15 protein-coding genes and 1 pseudogene are annotated in these 16,191 nt (G+C 73.2%); 7 read left to right on the plus strand and 9 right to left on the minus strand.

Going from position 1 to position 16,191, the window contains the following annotated elements; genetic code table 11:
- Nucleotides 1-2: 2 nt before the first annotated feature.
- Nucleotides 3-752: a cellulose binding domain-containing protein gene (locus tag ACN27C_RS13615; RefSeq protein ID WP_422751286.1), complete on the minus strand. Its 750-nt coding sequence runs from the start codon at nt 750-752 to the stop codon at nt 3-5.
- Nucleotides 753-1,026: 274 nt separating this feature from the next.
- Between ACN27C_RS13615 and ACN27C_RS13620 the strand changes: the two genes are divergently transcribed.
- Entirely contained in the window at nt 1,027-1,836 is an 810-nt protein-coding gene (locus ACN27C_RS13620) for an Fpg/Nei family DNA glycosylase (RefSeq protein ID WP_422751287.1), read from the plus strand.
- 1 nt (nt 1,837) lies between these two features.
- Here the strand turns inward: ACN27C_RS13620 and ACN27C_RS13625 are convergent, their stop codons facing one another.
- The 4 genes from ACN27C_RS13625 to ACN27C_RS13640 form a co-directional block, all read right to left on the minus strand.
- On the minus strand, nt 1,838-2,710 hold the full coding sequence (locus tag ACN27C_RS13625) for an aminoglycoside phosphotransferase family protein (RefSeq protein WP_422751288.1): 873 nt from the start codon (nt 2,708-2,710) through the stop codon (nt 1,838-1,840).
- A 57-nt stretch (nt 2,711-2,767) separates the two neighbouring features.
- Nucleotides 2,768-4,189 carry a WGR domain-containing protein gene (locus ACN27C_RS13630; protein ID WP_422751289.1) on the minus strand — a complete coding sequence of 474 codons (1,422 nt, stop codon included), beginning with the start codon at nt 4,187-4,189 and terminating at the stop codon, nt 2,768-2,770.
- A gap of 78 nt (nt 4,190-4,267) precedes the next feature.
- Nucleotides 4,268-5,650 carry an FAD-dependent oxidoreductase gene (locus ACN27C_RS13635; protein ID WP_358176274.1) on the minus strand — a complete coding sequence of 461 codons (1,383 nt, stop codon included), beginning with the start codon at nt 5,648-5,650 and terminating at the stop codon, nt 4,268-4,270.
- Nucleotides 5,651-5,691: 41 nt separating this feature from the next.
- Nucleotides 5,692-6,840: a carboxylate-amine ligase gene (locus ACN27C_RS13640; RefSeq protein WP_121683805.1), complete on the minus strand. Its 1,149-nt coding sequence runs from the start codon at nt 6,838-6,840 to the stop codon at nt 5,692-5,694.
- Between the two features lie 184 nt (nt 6,841-7,024).
- On the opposite strand from ACN27C_RS13640, the gene ACN27C_RS13645 reads away from it, so the two are divergent.
- The 4 genes from ACN27C_RS13645 (at nt 7,025) to ACN27C_RS13660 (ending at nt 11,382) form a co-directional block, all read left to right on the plus strand.
- The gene (locus tag ACN27C_RS13645; RefSeq protein WP_091422448.1) at nt 7,025-7,300 is read left to right on the plus strand and encodes a DUF6412 domain-containing protein; all 276 of its coding nucleotides are present in this window, start codon (nt 7,025-7,027) and stop codon (nt 7,298-7,300) included.
- Between the two features lie 124 nt (nt 7,301-7,424).
- Complete coding sequence (locus ACN27C_RS13650; RefSeq protein ID WP_120573316.1) at nt 7,425-8,171, plus strand: YidC/Oxa1 family membrane protein insertase; 747 nt, start codon at nt 7,425-7,427, stop codon at nt 8,169-8,171.
- 77 nt (nt 8,172-8,248) lie between these two features.
- Nucleotides 8,249-9,673: a carbohydrate-binding protein gene (locus ACN27C_RS13655; RefSeq protein WP_357896748.1), complete on the plus strand. Its 1,425-nt coding sequence runs from the start codon at nt 8,249-8,251 to the stop codon at nt 9,671-9,673.
- Nucleotides 9,674-9,816: 143 nt separating this feature from the next.
- The gene (locus ACN27C_RS13660) at nt 9,817-11,382 is read left to right on the plus strand and encodes a cellulose binding domain-containing protein (RefSeq protein WP_422751290.1); all 1,566 of its coding nucleotides are present in this window, start codon (nt 9,817-9,819) and stop codon (nt 11,380-11,382) included.
- 13 nt (nt 11,383-11,395) lie between these two features.
- Here the strand turns inward: ACN27C_RS13660 and ACN27C_RS13665 are convergent, their stop codons facing one another.
- Both ACN27C_RS13665 and ACN27C_RS13670 read right to left on the minus strand, forming a co-directional pair.
- Nucleotides 11,396-12,058 (minus strand): DedA family protein, encoded by a 663-nt coding sequence (locus ACN27C_RS13665; protein ID WP_422751291.1) that lies wholly within the window; start codon nt 12,056-12,058, stop codon nt 11,396-11,398.
- 70 nt (nt 12,059-12,128) lie between these two features.
- Nucleotides 12,129-12,719 carry a DUF1349 domain-containing protein gene (locus ACN27C_RS13670; protein ID WP_422751292.1) on the minus strand — a complete coding sequence of 197 codons (591 nt, stop codon included), beginning with the start codon at nt 12,717-12,719 and terminating at the stop codon, nt 12,129-12,131.
- 53 nt (nt 12,720-12,772) lie between these two features.
- On the opposite strand from ACN27C_RS13670, the gene ACN27C_RS13675 reads away from it, so the two are divergent.
- Nucleotides 12,773-14,425: an alpha-amylase family protein gene (locus ACN27C_RS13675; RefSeq protein WP_422751293.1), complete on the plus strand. Its 1,653-nt coding sequence runs from the start codon at nt 12,773-12,775 to the stop codon at nt 14,423-14,425.
- A gap of 60 nt (nt 14,426-14,485) precedes the next feature.
- A complete protein-coding gene (gene fabG / locus ACN27C_RS13680) occupies nt 14,486-15,244 on the plus strand; it encodes a 3-oxoacyl-ACP reductase FabG (protein WP_422751294.1) in 759 nt (252 codons plus the stop codon).
- Here the strand turns inward: fabG and ACN27C_RS13685 are convergent.
- Both ACN27C_RS13685 and ACN27C_RS13690 read right to left on the minus strand, forming a co-directional pair.
- Nucleotides 15,217-15,686, minus strand: a pseudogene (locus ACN27C_RS13685) (hypothetical protein). The gene fabG and the pseudogene ACN27C_RS13685 sit on opposite strands and share 28 nt — an antisense overlap.
- Nucleotides 15,679-16,089, minus strand: coding sequence for a hypothetical protein (locus ACN27C_RS13690; protein ID WP_121683832.1), 411 nt, complete (start codon nt 16,087-16,089; stop codon nt 15,679-15,681). Before ACN27C_RS13690 ends, ACN27C_RS13685 begins: the two are co-directional and overlap by 8 nt.
- Nucleotides 16,090-16,191 lie beyond the last annotated feature (102 nt).

Raw genomic sequence — 16,191 nt, forward strand, 5'->3', positions numbered from 1 at the left:
GGTCACCGCCCGCAGACCGGCGTGATCGCGGCGGGCGTCGCGCTGCTCGCCACGAGCAGGCCGAACGTCGCCGAAGCGCCCGGCGCCAGCGTCCCGTTCCAGGAGGCGTTGCGGACCGCGACGTCCTGGCCGGCGCCCTCGGCCACCCCGCCCCAGATCGACTGGACGCGCTCGTCACCGGACCAGCGCCACGAGACGAGCCAGCCCGGTACCGGCTCGGTGCCGCCGTTGCGCACCGTCACCGTGGCGACGAAGCCGCCGCCCCACCTGCTGTCGATCGTGGCTGTCGCGGAGCAGAGCGACAGCGTGCGCGCCGGTCCGCCGATCACGTACGGATCCCGCGTGCCCTTGGTGTCGCCGAACCGGAACCAGTACTCGGTACCAGGGGCCAGGCCGCCGATGGTCACCGTCCCGGACCGTTCCGGCCCGGTGACCGCCTCGGCCACCGGATCGCGCCACCCGGTGGCGTCCTCGCGGCTGGCGAAGAGGCTGATGAGGAGCGGCGGGTCGTAGCCGCAGGGCGGGCTGAGCACCATCCAGTAGGTGATGGTGACGCTGGTGGTGGTGGCCCCCGTCACCTGGCCGGTGACCGGCAGCGCCGGCGGGCACGCGAACGTGGGCGTCGGGGTGGGCGTCGCCACGGAGGCGAGCGTCATCGTCGTGGTGGCGGGGGACCGGTCGGCGCCGGCCGAGGCGGCCAGGCCGGTGAGGGCGAGGGCGGCGGCCAGTGCCGCGCCGAGCGTACGGAGCATCTGTCTCTCCCGAGCTGGGGGCGCCGGGGGCGGTCGGCGCCGGAGTGGTGGACCGCGATGTCGCCGCCGTGGCGGCACGGCGGAGCGCCGGAGACGACTGCCCGGCACCGGGGTGGCGCATCACCCCGCGCTTGTCCCTCCGGCGGGATCGAGCTGCTCGCACTGGCTCCCGAGCGCTACCGCCGCCAGTCTTTCAGTCGACGGACATCGATTCAATGTCGTCCCAGAGCCCGACGTCGCCGACGGTGCCGTCCGCTGACTACGCTTGGCGGTCGTGCCAGAGGGACACTCCATCCACCGCCTCGCCGCCCGCCACGCCGAGCTGTTCGCGGGCGACAAGGTGCACGCCGACAGCCCGCAGGGCCGCTTCGCCGAGGGCGCGGCCCGTCTCAGCGGCACCGTCCTGGACGGCACCGAGGCGTACGGCAAGCACCTGCTGCACCACTACGCGGGCGAGTTGACGCTGCACGTACACCTCGGCCTGTACGGCAAGTTCGCCGACGGGCCGGGGGAGCCGCCCGCCCCGGTCGGGCAGGTGCGGCTGCGGCTGCACAGCGACCGGCACTGGCTGGAGCTGCGCGGCCCGACCGCCTGCGAGCTGCTGACCCCGCCCGAGGTGGCGGCGCTGCGCGACCGGCTCGGGCCGGATCCGCTGCGCGCCGACGCCGACCCGGACCGGGCGTACGCGCGGATCCGCCGCAGCCCCACCCCGCTGGCCGCGCTGCTGCTCGACCAGTCGGTGGTGGCCGGCACCGGCCTGATCTTCGTGACCGAGGCGCTGTTCCGGGCCGGCCTGCCGCCGCTGCTGCCGGGCCGGGAGCTGACGCCGGCCGGCTGGGCCGAACTCTGGGCGGACCTGGTCGCGCTGATGACCCGCGCGGTGGAGCGGGGCCGGATCGACACGGTCCGCGACGCCGACCTGCCAGAGGTGACCGGCCGTGCGCCCCGGGTGGACCGGCACGGCGGCGAGGTGTACGTCTACCGCCGCCCCGGCGCGCCCTGCCACGTCTGCGGCACGGCGGTCAGCCGGGGCGCGCTCGCTGGGCGCAACCTCTACTGGTGCCCCACCTGCCAGGCGGGCTGAGTCACATCTCGTCGAGCAGCCAGCGGGCCGCCTCGACGTTGCCGGGAAAGACCTGGTCGCCGCCGATGCTCCAGGCCACCGTCTGCCCGATCGCCCAGCCGCGTACCCGCTCCCGGTCCAGGCCCAGCTCGGCGCTGAGCCGGTCGAGCCGGTGCCGGACCGCCGCCGGGGAGTGACCCAGCTCCGCGCCGCGCACGAGCGGCACCACAGCGAACTCCCGCTCGCCGACCAGCGGCTTCGGGTCGATCACCAGCCACGGCTCGCGCCCGGCCGCGAGGACGTTGCCGGCGTGCAGGTCCTGGTTGACCAGCACCTGCTCGCCCTGGCTCGGTGCCAGGTCGGCGAGCAGCCCGAGCGCGGCGTCGAGCAGGCGCCGCTCGTACGGGCGGCCGGCCCGCCGCCAGTTGCCAGGCATCCGATCCGCCCAGCCGGCCGCCTCCTCGGCCAGCGGCGTGAACGGCGCACCGGCCGGGACCGCGAGCCCCGGCAGCAGGCCGATCGCGACGTCGAGCGCCGCGTCGGCCGTCAGGGAGTGCAGCGGCGTGCCGGGGTCGCACCGCTCGACGAGCAGCGCGCGCCGATCGGCGTCGTGGGCGAGCAGCCGGATCGCGCCCCGCCCGTCCCAGTGCGCCAGCGCGGTGGCCTCGTGGACGCTGTCGTCGTCCGGGTACTGGAGCTTCAGCACCGCCCGGGTGCCGTCCGGCAGCGTCGCGGGCAGCGCCAGCGAGGCGAACGCGTACGCGAACGGCGGGCCGACCGTCAGCTCCCACCGCGCGACGCAGTGGGCCAGCCGGCCGGGCAGCTCCGCGAGCCACGCCCGGCCGGCCTCGGTCCGCTCGACCCAGCGCAGCCCTTCGGGAATGTCGCACCGCATCGGGACATCCTGACCGGTGCGGCGACGATCCGCAGGCCCGGCCCGGCCGGTGTCTCGTCAGCCCAGCCGGCGGATGTCCCCGTACGCCCGGTAGAAGCCGCCCCGGCCGGACTCGCGGACCTCGGTGACCAGGTAACGCGCGCCCGGCTCGCGGATGCCCTTGGGGAACTGCACCGACCAGTCCCGCCGGTAGCCGTCGGCGAGGACGTGGACGCGCAGTCGGCCGCCCTGCTCGACACACTGCACCAGCACGCCGTCGCGGTCGTCGGTGGTCACCTCGACCGACGTCCAGGCGGCCGTCTCGGGCATCCGGGCCGGCGCCTTGACGTCGACCACGTCGGGCACGCTGCCCGCCTCGGCCGCCCGGATCGCCGCCTCGCTCGCGTCGATGCAGGCCAGGTAGCCGCTCGTGGTGACCACGTAGAGCCGGTTGTCGTGGTACTGCATCGAGTACGCCGAGCCGCAGCCGGTGCCGAGCTTCCACAACCGGTTGCCGGCCTGGTCGAAGCAGTAGATCGAGGAGGTGCTGTCACCGGCGAACACGTACCGGCCGCCCTCGGCGGTGGCGCAGGAGAAGACCGCCGAGTCGCAGCGGTAGACCTGCTCGGCCCTGCCGTCCTTGCGCAGGCGCACCACCTCGCGGGTGCCGGTGCCGGCGAAGACGGCGTCCCGCTCCTGCCAGCCGAACAGGACCGCCCCGGTGCCGGTGTGCCACAGCTCGCGGCCGGTGCGCCAGTCGTAGCCGGTGACCCCCTGCGAGTGGCCGTGGTAGAGCGCGTCGGCGTCGCAGCGCACCATCCACGCCGACCGGCCCCGCCCCGGCCGGCGCCAGAGGAACTCGTCCTCGTGGTCGATCGCCGAGATGCCGCCGTCGCGGTCGGACACGCCCAGCACGCCGTCGTGGATGTCCAGCCAGTAGATGTCGATCTCCGGTGCGATCGCGTACGCCGCGCGGGGCACCTTGCCGGACAGGTCGTAGACGTTGCCGTCGTCGCAGCCGGCGTAGACCCAGGCGTCGTCGGCGACGATGCACTTCACCCCGTCGGGCAGCCGGACCTGGTTGACCAGCCGGGCGTCGTGGTCGAGCGTGGTGATCACGCCGTGCTCGTTGCCGACCATGCAGTGCCGGTCGTCGACGAAGATGCCGAAGGCGGGCGCGCCCGAGGCGTACCGCCAGAGGACCGGGGCGGTGCGGGCGGTCGAGCGGGTGCTGACGATCTGCCGGCGCGACACCGTGCGCTTCTGGCGTACGCCGGGCACGGCCGGGGCGTACCCCTTGCGGACCTTCTCGCCGATCTTCTTCGCGGCGGCGGCGCGGGCGCGGGTGTTGTCCGGGTAGGTGCTCGTCTTCACCTGGCCCTGGTCGCCGATCCGCCCGTAGCGCACTGTCATCGCGGTGTCGTCGACCACCACCTCGTAGAACTTGTGCGCTCCACCGTCCACTTCGGACAGTTCGAGGTAGGTCGTCTCCTGCGACATGGGGGGTTACCTCCGAGGGGAAGTGCCGGACCGGCAACGCGACAGCGCGCACACGCTAACGCCGGCCACCGACACTTCTCATCTGCCGCCCGCGGCGAGCGCGTCGACGGCCTTGCGGGCGGCGATGAGCACCGGATCCCAGACCGGGGCGTACGGCGGCGCGTAGCCCAGGTCGAGCGCTGTCATCTCGTCCACTGTCATGCCGTTCCACAGCGCCACGGCCAGCGCGTCGATCCGCTTGGCCGCCTCGGACCAGCCGACGATCTGCGCCCCGAGCAGCCGCCCGCTGGGCCGCTCGGCGATCAGCTTGACCGTCATCGGCCGGGAGCCCGGGTAGTAGCCGGCCCGGTTCGTCGACTGGGCCAGCACTGTGACGAACTCGAAGCCGGCCTCCCGCGCGTCCCGCTCGCGCAGCCCGGTGCGGCCCACCTCCAGCTCGCAGACCTTGGTGACGGCGGTGCCGATGACGCCGGGAAAGGTGGCGTACCCGCCGCCGATGTTGATGCCCGCCACCCGGCCCTGCTTGTTGGCGTGCGTGCCGAGCGGGATGTGCACCGGCATGCCGCTGACCCGGTGCAGCGACTCCACGCAGTCGCCCGCCGCCCAGACGCCGGGCACGCCCGGCACCCGCATCCGGCGGTCGGTCCGGACCGCGCCGGAGGGACCGATCGGCAGGCCGGCGGCCTCGGCGAGCCCGGTGTTGGGGCGTACCCCGAGGCCCAGCACCACGACGTCGGCCGGGATCGGCCCCTCGTCGGTGACCACCGCGGAGATCCGGCCGTCCCGCTCCTCCAACCCGGTGACGGTGAGGCCGGTGCGGACGGCGATGCCGGTGCCGCGCATCGCGTCGGCCACCAGCTCGCCCATGTCCGGGTCCACTGTCGACATGGGCTGGTCGGCCTGCTCCACCAGCTGGACGGAGAGCCCGCGCTGCACCAGCGCCTCGGCCATCTCGACGCCGACGTAGCCGCCGCCGACCACCACCGCGTGCCGGGGCCGGGGCTCGCGTTCCAGCCAGCCGATCAGCGCCGCGCCGTCGTCCAGCGTCTGCACGCCGAACACGCCCGACACGTCGTCGCGCGCCCACTCCGGCTGCACCGGGGACGCGCCGGTGGCGTACACCAGGGTGTCGAAACCGGCGCGGACCTCGCCGCCGCGGTCCAGGTCCCGCGCGATCACCTCGCGGCGGTCCAGGTCGATGGCGGTGACCTCGTGCCGGGTGCGGACCTCGATGCCGAACTCGTCGCGGAAGGTCTGCGGGTCGCGGCTGATCAACTCGTCCCGGTCCTCCACCAGGCCACTCACCCAGTAGGGGATGCCGCAGGCCGAGTAGGAGGTGAAGTGCCCCCGCTCGAACGCGACGATCTCCAGGTCGGACCGGTCGCGGCGGCGGCGCCGCGCCTGCGACGCCGCCGACATGCCGGCGGCGTCGCCGCCGATGACGATCATGCGCTCGGCCACGTCGCCCATCCTGTCACGCCGGGCCACGGCCGCGTGGCCGCTCAGCCACGGGTCTGCCGCGCCACGTCCGCGACCACGTCGACGAGGTTGCCGGTACGCGCGAACACCGCCCGCTGCCGCGCCGCGCCGCTGCCGTGCCGGCGCAGCCCGCCGAGCAGATCGGTCACCCGGTCCAGGTCGCCGTGCCGCTCCAGTTCCGGGCGCAGCCGGTCCACCAGCCGGTCCAGCAGCTCCCAGGCCGGGCGCAGCTCACCGTCGGTGAGGTCGACGCCCTCGCCCTCCAGCCCGTCGTGCGCCGCGCGCCAGTGCGCCGCCACCAGCAGGTGGTGGTCGGTGTTGACTGCGGGACGGCCGGCGGCGATGTCGGTGAGCGCGGTGGCGACGAGCGCGCGGACCAGCGCCGCCACCAGCACCGCGTCGTCCACGGACGGGCAGACGTCGCCGATGCGGATCTCCACCGTGGGGTACTTGGCGGAGAGCCGGGCGTACCAGTAGAGCATTCCCTCGTCCAGCATCACGCCGCTGGCGATGAGCTGCCGGATCAGCCGCTCGTAGTGCTCGTGCGACTCCAGGAACGGGGTGGGCGCGACCGACGGCCAGCGTTCCCACTCCACCGAGCGCCAGCTCGCGTACCCGGTGTCCTCGCCCCGCGAGAACGGGGAGTTCGCGGTGACCGCCTGCAGGATCGGCAGCCACGGCCGGACGTGGTTGAGCACCTGCACGCCGGTGTCCGGGTCGGGGATGCCGACGTGGATGTGCATGCCGTTGTTGCCGGGGCCGGGCACCAGCAGCCGGAACCGCTCGATCATCCGGTCGAAGCGCGGCTTGTCCACCACCGGCGGCACCGGCCCGTCGACCGGCCCGGTGCCGATCGCGAGCAGCCGTACGCCCGCCCGCTCGGCCGCGTCGGCCAGCTCGGCGCGCAGCATCGACAGCGAGTGCCGGATCGAGGACAGCTCCAGCCCGGGCGGGCTGCCGATCTCGATCTGGCTGGTCTGGAACTCGCGTTCCACCTGACCGCGCAGCTCGGCCGGTACCTGCTCCATCACGAGGTCGACGGCGGGTACGGCGGTCCCGGTGTGCGGGTCGGCGAGCAGGAACTCCTCCTCGACGCCGACTGTCAGCAGGTCGGTTCCGCCCGGTGCGGCGCTCCGCTCCCGCTCCGCCACTGAGCCACTCATCGTCACCACCGTCTCTCCGGACCGCTCACGGCACCGTGCCGCGTGGTCGAGATCCTGTTACCCACCGTGTCCGTTTCGGGAAACGTGCCGACGGGCGTGTCGGCACCGGTTCGCCCGATCGGGTCGGCCGGGCGCGTTCGCACATGGGCCCGCCGGGCGTGACAACGCGGGCTAGGGTGGTCGCGTGGCGGGGATGCTGGCGGTGCTGACGGGAGCGTGGGCCTACGCCCTCGCCCTGTTCGCCGACCGGCCGGCCGGGCTGCTCGCCGGTGCGGCGGTCGTCGCCGCGCTGCTGCTCGCCACCCTGCTCGCGCTGCGGGTCCGCGCCCTGCCCACGCCGCCCGGCACCCGGTTCGCCGCCGCTTTGCGTGCCCGCGCCCGCCGTCGCGGGGTGCCCCGGCAGGTCGACCCGGACGCGCCGGGGCGTCCGCGCCCCCGCGCACCCGGCCTGCACCCCTCGGCCGCGTAGCCACCTCCCGGCCCGCGTCGGCGGGTCTCCGTCCAGGCTTCGCGGCCGATTCCGTCGTCATCCGTCCCGCCGCGCGGCACGTCGCCGCCCGGGACACCCGGAATCGCCGTCGAGGGGTCCACCCATGCTCGCCTTCGCACCGTTGCACTCCGCGGCCTCGGCCGCGGCCACAGTCGTCACCTGGCTCGCCGACGTGCTCGCCCCGCTCACCGGCGGCGCCGCGACGGCCGCCGCCATCGTCCTGTTCACGGTCGGCGTCCGGCTGCTGATCTCGCCACTGACGGTGGCTCAGGTCCGCGGGGAGCGGCGTCGCACCGCGCTCGCCCCCGAGGTACGGGAACTCCAGCGCCGGTACGCCGACGATCCGGCACGCCTCCAGAGCGAGGTGTTCGCGCTCTACCGCAACGCCGGGGCCAGCCCGGTCGCGGGCTGCCTGCCGGCCCTGTTGCAGGCGCCGTTCTTCCTGGTCATGTACCGCCTGTTCGCCACCGGCGACGGCGCGCCGGAACTGCTGGGGGAGCGGCTCGCGGGCGTACCTCTGGGCTGGCACCTCGGCGACGGGCTGGCCGGCCCGGTCCCGCTGGTGTTCGGGGTGCTGCTGGCCGCGCTGCTCGCGCTGGCCTGGTGGTCGTCGCGGCGGATGCGCCGGGCGGCGGCCGCCACCGGCACGGTGGCCGGGACGCCGACCGAGGGTCCGGGCGCGGCGGTGCTCGGGCGGCTGCTGCCGCTGCTGCCGTACGCCACTGTGCTCGTCGCGCTCGTGGTGCCGCTGGCGGCGGTGCTCTATCTGGTCACCACCACGGCGTGGACGGCGCTGGAGCAGGTGGTGCTGCGCCGGCCGCAGCCGGCGGCGGCCATCGACAAGCGTTGACAAGTGCGGGGGCGGGCGCGTAGAAATCGCCTCAGAGAGCGCTCTCCCGGACCCGTCCCCGCAGAGAGGCACCCCGAATGAACCCGATCCCGGCGGCCCCGGCCGCCTCCGCCACCGTGCCCCGATCACGCCGCCGGCTCGCCCTGGCCGCCGGCGTCCTCGCGCTCACCACAGCCCTCGCGGGCGTCTCGATGACCGCCCAGGCGGCGGTGCCCCCGACGCCGTCCGGCTGGAGCCTGGTGTGGAGCGACGACTTCACCGGCCCCTCCGGCACGCTGCCCTCGTCCGCCAACTGGATCATCGACACCGGCACCAGCTACCCGGGCGGCCCGGCCAACTGGGGCACCGGCGAGATCCAGACCTACACGTCCAGCACCGCCAACCTGGCCCACGACGGCTCGGGCAACCTGCGCATCACGCCGCTGCGGGACTCGGCCGGCCGCTGGACCTCGGCCCGGATCGAGACGGTGCGTTCCAACTTCAAGGCGCCGTCGGGCGGCGTGCTGGCCCTGGAGGGCCGGATCCAGATGCCGAACGTGACAGGCGCGGCGGCGTCCGGGTACTGGCCGGCGTTCTGGGCGCTCGGCTCGCCGTACCGGGGCAACTACCAGAACTGGCCGGGCATCGGCGAGTTCGACGTGATGGAGAACGTCAACGGGATCAACTCGGTCTGGGGCGTGCTGCACTGCGGCGTCGCGCCGGGCGGCCCGTGCGGGGAGTTCAACGGCATCGGCGCGTCCCGGGCCTGCCCGGGCAGCACCTGCCAGTCGGCGTTCCACACCTACCGGTTCGAGTGGGACGCCTCGGTGAGCCCGCAGCAGCTGCGCTGGTACGTCGACGGCCAGCTCTTCCACACCGTCGGGCAGAACCAGGTCGGTGAGCCGTACTGGAGTCAGATGACCAACCACGCCGGCTACTTCCTGCTGCTCAACGTGGCGATGGGCGGCGGATTCCCGGACGGCGTGGCCGGCTCGGCGACCCCCACCGCATCGACCGTGCCCGGCCGGTCGATGCTCGTCGACTACGTGGCCGTCTACACCCGCGGTGGCGGGAGCAACCCGTCGCCCACGCCGACCACGCCGCCGCCGGGCGGGGTGCGGGACGCGTACGCGACGATCCAGGCCGAGTCGTTCAACGCGCAGAACGGCGTGCAGGTGGAGACGTGCGCCGAGGGTGGCCAGGACATCGGCTGGCTCGCCAACGGTGACTGGGCCCGCTACGACAACGTCGACTTCGGCTCGACGCCGCCGCGCGACTTCGTGGCCCGGGTCGCCTCCGGCGCGGCGTCCGGGGTGAGCGGGCTGGTGGAGGTCCGGGTGGACAGCCCGACCGCGCCGCCGATCGGCAGTTTCGCGGTCGGCAACACCGGCGGCTGGCAGACCTGGCGCTCGGTGCCGGGCAACGTCGGCGCGGTGACCGGGCGGCACACCGTCTACCTGACGTTCAGCAGCGGCCAGCCGTCCGACTTCGTCAACGTCAACTGGTTCACCTTCCGCCGCTGAGGCGCGGCCGGGGCGCGGCCCGGACCCCCGGTCCGGGTCGCGTCGAACCCGTGCTGGACAGAAACAGTTAACACTCCTAATAATAGGCGCACGTCGACGGTTGTGAATTCCTCTCCACCCCCGCCCGTCCCCTGGAGGACGCCGTGAGACTCCGCCCCCGCCTGGCGACGCTCGCCGCCGCGCTGACCACCGCAGTGGTCGCCGGTGCCCTGCTCGCCGCGCCGCCCGCCTCCGCCGCCACCGCCGCCTTCGTCCGCACCTCCAGCTGGAGCAGCGGGTACGAGGCACGGTTCACCGTCACCAACGACAGCGCCGCCGCGATCTCCTCGTGGAACGTCCAGTTCGACCTGCCGTCCGGCAGCACGCTCGGCTCCTTCTGGGACGCCCGGCTGACCACCTCCGGCCAGCACGTCACCGCCGTCAACCAGTCCTGGAACGGCGCGCTCGCCCCGGGCGCCAGCACCAGCTTCGGCTTCGTCGTCAGCGGCACCGGCGACCCGGTGAACTGCACTGTCAACGGCGCCTCCTGCACCGGTGGCGGCAACCCCGGCAACCCGGGCGCACCGGCCACGCCGGGCGGGCTGCGGGTCACCGGCACGACCGCGTCGGCGGTCTCGCTCGCCTGGAACGCGGTCTCCGGCACCGTCACCGGCTACCGGGTGTACGAGGGCACGACCGTCAAGGCCACAGTCACCGGCACGTCGGCCACCGTCTCCGGGCTGGCCGCGTGCAGCGGGCACAACTACACGGTGACCGCGTACAACGGCACCGGCGAGTCGGCGAAGTCGGCGGCGGTCGCGGCCACCACCAGCGGCTGCACCGGTGGCGGCGGTGGCGCGATGGCCGCCGCGCCCTACCTCTACCCGGGCTGGGGCGACCCGCCCGCGCCCGCCACGGTGATGGGCGCGACCGGGATCAAGTGGTTCACCATCGCGTTCGTGCTCTCCGGCGGCGGCTGCACCCCGGCCTGGGACGGCAACGGCCCGCTGACCGGCGGCACGCACGCCGCCACCATCGCCGCGATCAAGGCGGCCGGCGGCGACGTCATCCCGTCCTTCGGCGGCTGGAGCGGCAACAAGCTCGGCCCGAACTGCTCGACCGCCGCCGCCCTGGCCGGCGCGTACCAGCAGGTCATCAACGCGTACGGGCTGAAGGCGATCGACATCGACATCGAGAACAGCGACGAGTTCGAGAACGAGGTGGTGCAGGACCGCATCCTGGACGCCCTGAAGATCGTCAAGCAGAACAACCCGGGCATCAAGACGATCATCACGTTCGGCACCTCGACCACCGGGCCGTCGTACTACGGCACCCGGCTGATCAACCAGGCCGCGGCCAAGGGCGCCGGGATCGACGTGTTCACGATCATGCCGTTCGACTTCGGCGGCGGCGCGAACATGTACCAGAGCACCGTGAACGCGGCCGAGGGTCTGAAGACCGCGCTGAAGAGCGCGTTCGGCTGGTCCGACGCCACCGCGTACGCGCACATGGGCCTGTCCGGCATGAACGGCCTCTCCGACCAGCAGGAGCTGACCTCGCCGGCCACCTGGACGCAGATCCGCGACTGGGCCAAGGCCCGCGGCCTGGCCCGGTTCACGTTCTGGTCGGTCAACCGGGACCGGCCCTGCCCCGGCGGCGGCGTGGTCGCCAACTGCTCCGGCATCGCGCAGAACACCTGGGAGTTCACCGGCATCACCGCGGGCTTCTGAGCCCGCACGGCGGTCAGCGCCCGGTGGTCACCGACTGCCGGGCGCGCCGCCGGCGCACCTTCTTCACCGCCCAGCTCACGATCATGAAACCGAACACGGCGAAGATCGCGTAGTTGAACCACTGGCTGTACCTGTCGACGTCCTCCCACCGCGACCCGAGGGCGAACCCGGCGCCGACGATCAGGGCGTTCCACACCCCGCTGCCGAGCGTGGTGAGCAGGACGAACTCGCCCAGCGGCATCCGGTTCGCCCCGGCCGGGATGGAGACCAGGCTGCGCACCACCGGCACCACCCGGCCGATCAGCACCGCCCACCGGCCGTGCCGCTCGAACCAGCGGTCGGCCTTCTCCAGGTCCTCCAGGTCGACCAGCGGGATGTGGTCCAGCCAGCGCTTGAGCCGCTCCTCGCCGAGCGCCGCGCCGAGCCAGTAGAGCACCAGCGCGCCGACCAGCGAGCCGACAGTCGCGGCGACCACGATCAGCACCACGTTGAACCGGCCTTCGGCGGACAGGTAGCCGGCCATCGCCAGCACGATCTCGCTCGGGATCGGCGGGATGATGCTCTCCAACGCCACCAGGAACGCCACACCGACCGCGCCGAGCGAGTCGATCACGCTCGCCACCCAGCCGGTCAGCCCGGTGAACTGGTTCGGGTCGACGTCCTGGGCCAGGGCCATGGCGGTCCTTCCACGCGAGAGCCGGAGATCCGGAACTGTTACCCGGACCGGCCGGTGTCACACCTGTGACTCAGCCCTCCGGGTGCAGCGCCGCGTCCGCCGGCCCCCGCCGCCAGCCGGTGAAGCGGACGCGCAGGCCGCCCCGGCTGGGCGAGCAGCAGTACGGCCCGGCCGACGCCTCCGCCGACGGGTCGAGCGGGGCGACGCGGACCAGCCGCCACGGCTCGTCGTCGCACCGGGCCCGCACGGTCAGCGCGTCGCCGGCCCGGCTCACCCGGACCGTCACCTCCCGGCCCGACCACTGCGGCACCGGCGCGACCGACCAGTCGGAGAACTCGTCGGTGACCACCGCGCCCACCTGCGGAGCGCCGTCGCTCACCTCGACCCCGGCCTTGGTCCACCGCCGCTCGTCCACCCGCACCAGCACGCCGGCCTGATCGAACTGCTCCGAGTAGTCGAGCCGGAACGACACCTCCACGGCGCTGTCCACGCCGAACGGCGCGAGCAGCGCCGAGCCGTCGTCGTGCACGAAGCCGTAGCTGGTGCGCCGCCAGAAGTCGCTGCCGCCGCGCGGCTCGACGAGCAGGCCGCCGTCGACCGGTTCGGCCCGCTCCGGCGGGTTCAGCCAGGTGCCGGCGGACCAGTCGTCAGCCTCGCTCATCGGAGCACAGTACCGGGTTTGACGGCGCGCGCGTTCGGAGAAGTAGTCCTCGCATGGGTGACAGGTGGTATCAGGAGGCGGTCGTCTACTGCCTCGACGTCGACACTTTCGCTGACTCGAACGGCGACGGGGTGGGTGACTTCCAGGGCGTGATCGGACGCCTGGACTACCTGGCCCGGCTCGGGGTGACGTGCCTGTGGCTGAACCCGATCCATCCCTCGCCCAACGAGGACGACGGGTACGACGCCACCGACTTCTACAACGTCGACCCGCGCCTGGGCACGCTCGGCGACTTCGCCGAACTGCTGCACCAGGCGAGCAACCGGGGCATCCGGGTGATCATCGACCTGGTGGTCAACCACACCTCGGACCAGCACCCGTGGTTCCAGTCCGCCCGCTCCTCGCCCGACTCGCCGTACCGGGACTGGTACGTCTGGGCCGACCACGAGCCGGACGACCGCCACCAGGGCATGGTCTTCCCGGGCGAGCAGCACGAGACGTGGACGTACGACCGGACCGCCAAGGCCTGGTACTACCACCGCTTCTACAAGTTCCAGCCGGACCTGAACATCGAGAACCCGAAGGTCCGCGCGGAGATCAAGAAGATCACCTCGTTCTGGCTCCAGCTCGGCGTCTCCGGTTTCCGGATGGACGCGGTGCCGTTCATCATCGAGCGCACCGAGCCGGGCAACCCGAACTCGCCGAAGGACTTCGACTTCCTCACCGACCTGCGCCAGCACGTGCAGTGGCGGCGCGGCGACTCGGTCCTGCTGGCCGAGGCGAACGTCGAGCCCGACGAGCTGCCGGTCTACTTCGGCGACGGCAGCGGCTCGGGCAACCGGATCCACATGCTCTTCGACTTCATGCTCAACGGCCGGCTGATGCTCGCCCTGGCCCGGCAGGACCCGGAGGTGATCATCGAGGCGTTGCGCGACACCCCGAAGCTGCCCACCGGCGGCCAGTGGGCCACGTTCCTGCGCAACCACGACGAGATCGACCTGTCCCGGCTCACCGCCGACCAGCGCAACGACGTGCTGGCGAAGTTCGGCCCGGACGAGAACATGCAGCTCTACGGCCGGGGCATCCGCCGTCGTCTGGCGCCCATGCTCGGCAACGACCGCCGGCACATCGAGCTGGCGTACTCGTTGCAGTTCTCGCTGCGCGGCACGCCGGTGCTGCGCTACGGCGAGGAGATCGGCATGGGGGAGGACCTGTCGCTGGACGGGCGTGACGCGATCCGCACGCCGATGCAGTGGTCCTACGCCGACAACGCCGGCTTCTCCACCGCCGAGCCGGAGAAGCTGGTCCGCCCGGTTATCGACAAGGGCGAGTACGGCTATCAGAACGTCAACGTCACCGCCCAGCGCAAGGACCCGCGCTCGCTGCTCGGCTGGTTCGAGCGGATGATCCGGACGCTGCGGGAGGCGCCGGAGACCGGCTCGGGCAGCACCACCCACATCGACGTGCCGATGCCGCCGGGCGTGCTCGCGCACCGCGCCGACGGGCGTACCGGGACCATGGTCTTCCTGCACAACCTCGGCACCGAGGACGTCGAGGTGGACCTGAGCACGCTGGCCCCGGAGGCGGACCTGCCGATCGACGTGCTGAGCGACCGCAACTACGAGGACGTGGGCAAGCTCGACCGGCTCAAGCTCGGCGGCTACGGCTACCGGTGGATCCGGCTCTGCCGGGGCCACGAGCGGTAGGGGAGGCGTACCGGCGGGTTAAGCTCCTTCGATCGAGCCACAAGTTACCGGGAGGTAAGCATGTCGGAGGAGCCCCGCGTCGCCATCGTCACCGGAGCCGCGCGCGGCATCGGGGCCGCGACCGCCCGCCGGCTGGCGGCCGACGGCATGGCCGTAGCCGTGGTCGACATCGACGAGTCCGCCACCAAGGAGACGGTGGACGCCATCGGCTCGGCCGGCGGCCGGGCGCTCGGCGTCGGCGCCGACGTGTCCGACCGGGACCAGGTCGAGGCCGCCGTGGAACGGATCGCCGCCGAACTGGGCGCACCGACCGTGCTCGTCAACAACGCGGGCGTGCTGCGCGACAACCTGCTGTTCAAGATGACCGAGGGCGACTGGGACACGGTCATGGGCGTGCACCTGCGCGGGGCGTTCCTGTTCAGCCAGGCCGCGCAGAAGCACATGGTCGAGGCGAAGTGGGGCCGGATCGTCAACCTGTCCAGCACGTCCGCGCTCGGCAACCGGGGCCAGGCGAACTACTCGGCCGCCAAGGCCGGCCTCCAGGGCTTCACCAAGACGCTGGCGATCGAGCTGGGCCCGTTCGGTGTCACAGTCAACGCGGTCGCGCCGGGCTTCATCGTCACCGACATGACCGCCGCCACCGCGGCGCGGATGAAGGTCGACTTCGACGACCTGCAGAAGCACGCCGCCGCCGAGATCCCGGTACGCCGTCCCGGCCGTCCGGAGGACGTCGCGCACACCATCTCGTTCCTGGCCAGCGAGGGCGCGTCCTTCGTCTCCGGCCAGGTCATCTACGTCGCCGGCGGTCCGAAGGACTGACCGGCCCGACCCGGCGCGGGCCCGCTCAGGCGGGGTCGCGCCGGGTGCGCCAGAGCCAGAACAGGCCGAGCACCGGCAGCACCAGCGGTACGTAGCCGTAGCCGCTGCCGAAGCCGGACCAGACCGTCTCGTCCGGGAACAGCTCCTTGTCGGCGATGCTCAGCACGCCGACGCCGAGCACCCCGACCAGTTCGACGGCGCAGCAGGCCAGCGCGACGCGGCGGCCGGCGTGCCCGGCCCGGGCCAGCCCGACCGCCGCCACGATGTAGATCAGCGCCGCCACCGCGGACAGCAGGTACGCCACCGGCGCCTCGTCGAACTTCGTGGCGATCTGCAACCCGGCCCGCGAGGTCGCGGCGATGGCGAAGACGATGTAGACGGCGATCAGCAATCGGCCCGGCCCGCGGTTGGTGGCGCGCTGCTCGGTCGTGGTCTCAGCCACCGAGGGCCTCCCAGGTCTGCTGGAGCCGTACCGCCACCACGGGCGTGACCAGACAGATCGCGCAGACGATGCCCGAGCCCCAGCGGGTCGGCTCCATCCGGGCCAGCACCCAGGCCAGCGGCGGCAGGCAGACCAGCGTCGCCAGGTAGCCGAAGAACGCGCCCGGCTCGCCCGGCCGGTCCCCGCCGCCGAGCGCGACGAGCGCCGTCACGGTGAGCGCGAGCAGCGCCACCTCCAGCACGGCCAGGCCGATGAACTGGATCCGGTCCGGCGGCCGGTGGCGTACCGCCGCCACCAGGGCCCAGACGGCGACCGCCAGCGAGATCACGATCGCGACCGTGGCGAGCGGCCCGTCCACCGGAGAGGCTGCTGCCGCGCTGGTCGTCGACACGGTGTCGTTCACCGGCACAGCCTACTAACCGGTGTAGTAGCGGCTCGCCCGCCGGGTCGTGGCGCGCCGGACGGGCCGGGGGACTAGCGTGGATCACGGTCCCGGCGTACGCCG

It is taken from the genome of Micromonospora sp. WMMD1219 (assembly GCF_049315215.1).
In the GTDB taxonomy this organism is placed as follows: domain Bacteria; phylum Actinomycetota; class Actinomycetes; order Mycobacteriales; family Micromonosporaceae; genus Micromonospora; species Micromonospora tulbaghiae.

Excerpts from the sequence above, each read along its gene's own strand:
- ACN27C_RS13650 (WP_120573316.1), top strand. The coding sequence starts at position 7,425 with ATGCTCGCCTTCGCACCGTTGCACTCCGCGGCCTCGGCCGCGGCCACA.
- ACN27C_RS13615 (WP_422751286.1), bottom strand. The coding sequence starts at position 752 with ATGCTCCGTACGCTCGGCGCGGCACTGGCCGCCGCCCTCGCCCTCACC.
- ACN27C_RS13675 (WP_422751293.1), top strand. The coding sequence starts at position 12,773 with ATGGGTGACAGGTGGTATCAGGAGGCGGTCGTCTACTGCCTCGACGTC.
- ACN27C_RS13665 (WP_422751291.1), bottom strand. The coding sequence starts at position 12,058 with ATGGCCCTGGCCCAGGACGTCGACCCGAACCAGTTCACCGGGCTGACC.
- ACN27C_RS13630 (WP_422751289.1), bottom strand. The coding sequence starts at position 4,189 with ATGTCGCAGGAGACGACCTACCTCGAACTGTCCGAAGTGGACGGTGGA.
- ACN27C_RS13655 (WP_357896748.1), top strand. The coding sequence starts at position 8,249 with ATGAACCCGATCCCGGCGGCCCCGGCCGCCTCCGCCACCGTGCCCCGA.
- ACN27C_RS13625 (WP_422751288.1), bottom strand. The coding sequence starts at position 2,710 with ATGCGGTGCGACATTCCCGAAGGGCTGCGCTGGGTCGAGCGGACCGAG.
- fabG (WP_422751294.1), top strand. The coding sequence starts at position 14,486 with ATGTCGGAGGAGCCCCGCGTCGCCATCGTCACCGGAGCCGCGCGCGGC.
- ACN27C_RS13670 (WP_422751292.1), bottom strand. The coding sequence starts at position 12,719 with ATGAGCGAGGCTGACGACTGGTCCGCCGGCACCTGGCTGAACCCGCCG.
- ACN27C_RS13645 (WP_091422448.1), top strand. The coding sequence starts at position 7,025 with ATGCTGGCGGTGCTGACGGGAGCGTGGGCCTACGCCCTCGCCCTGTTC.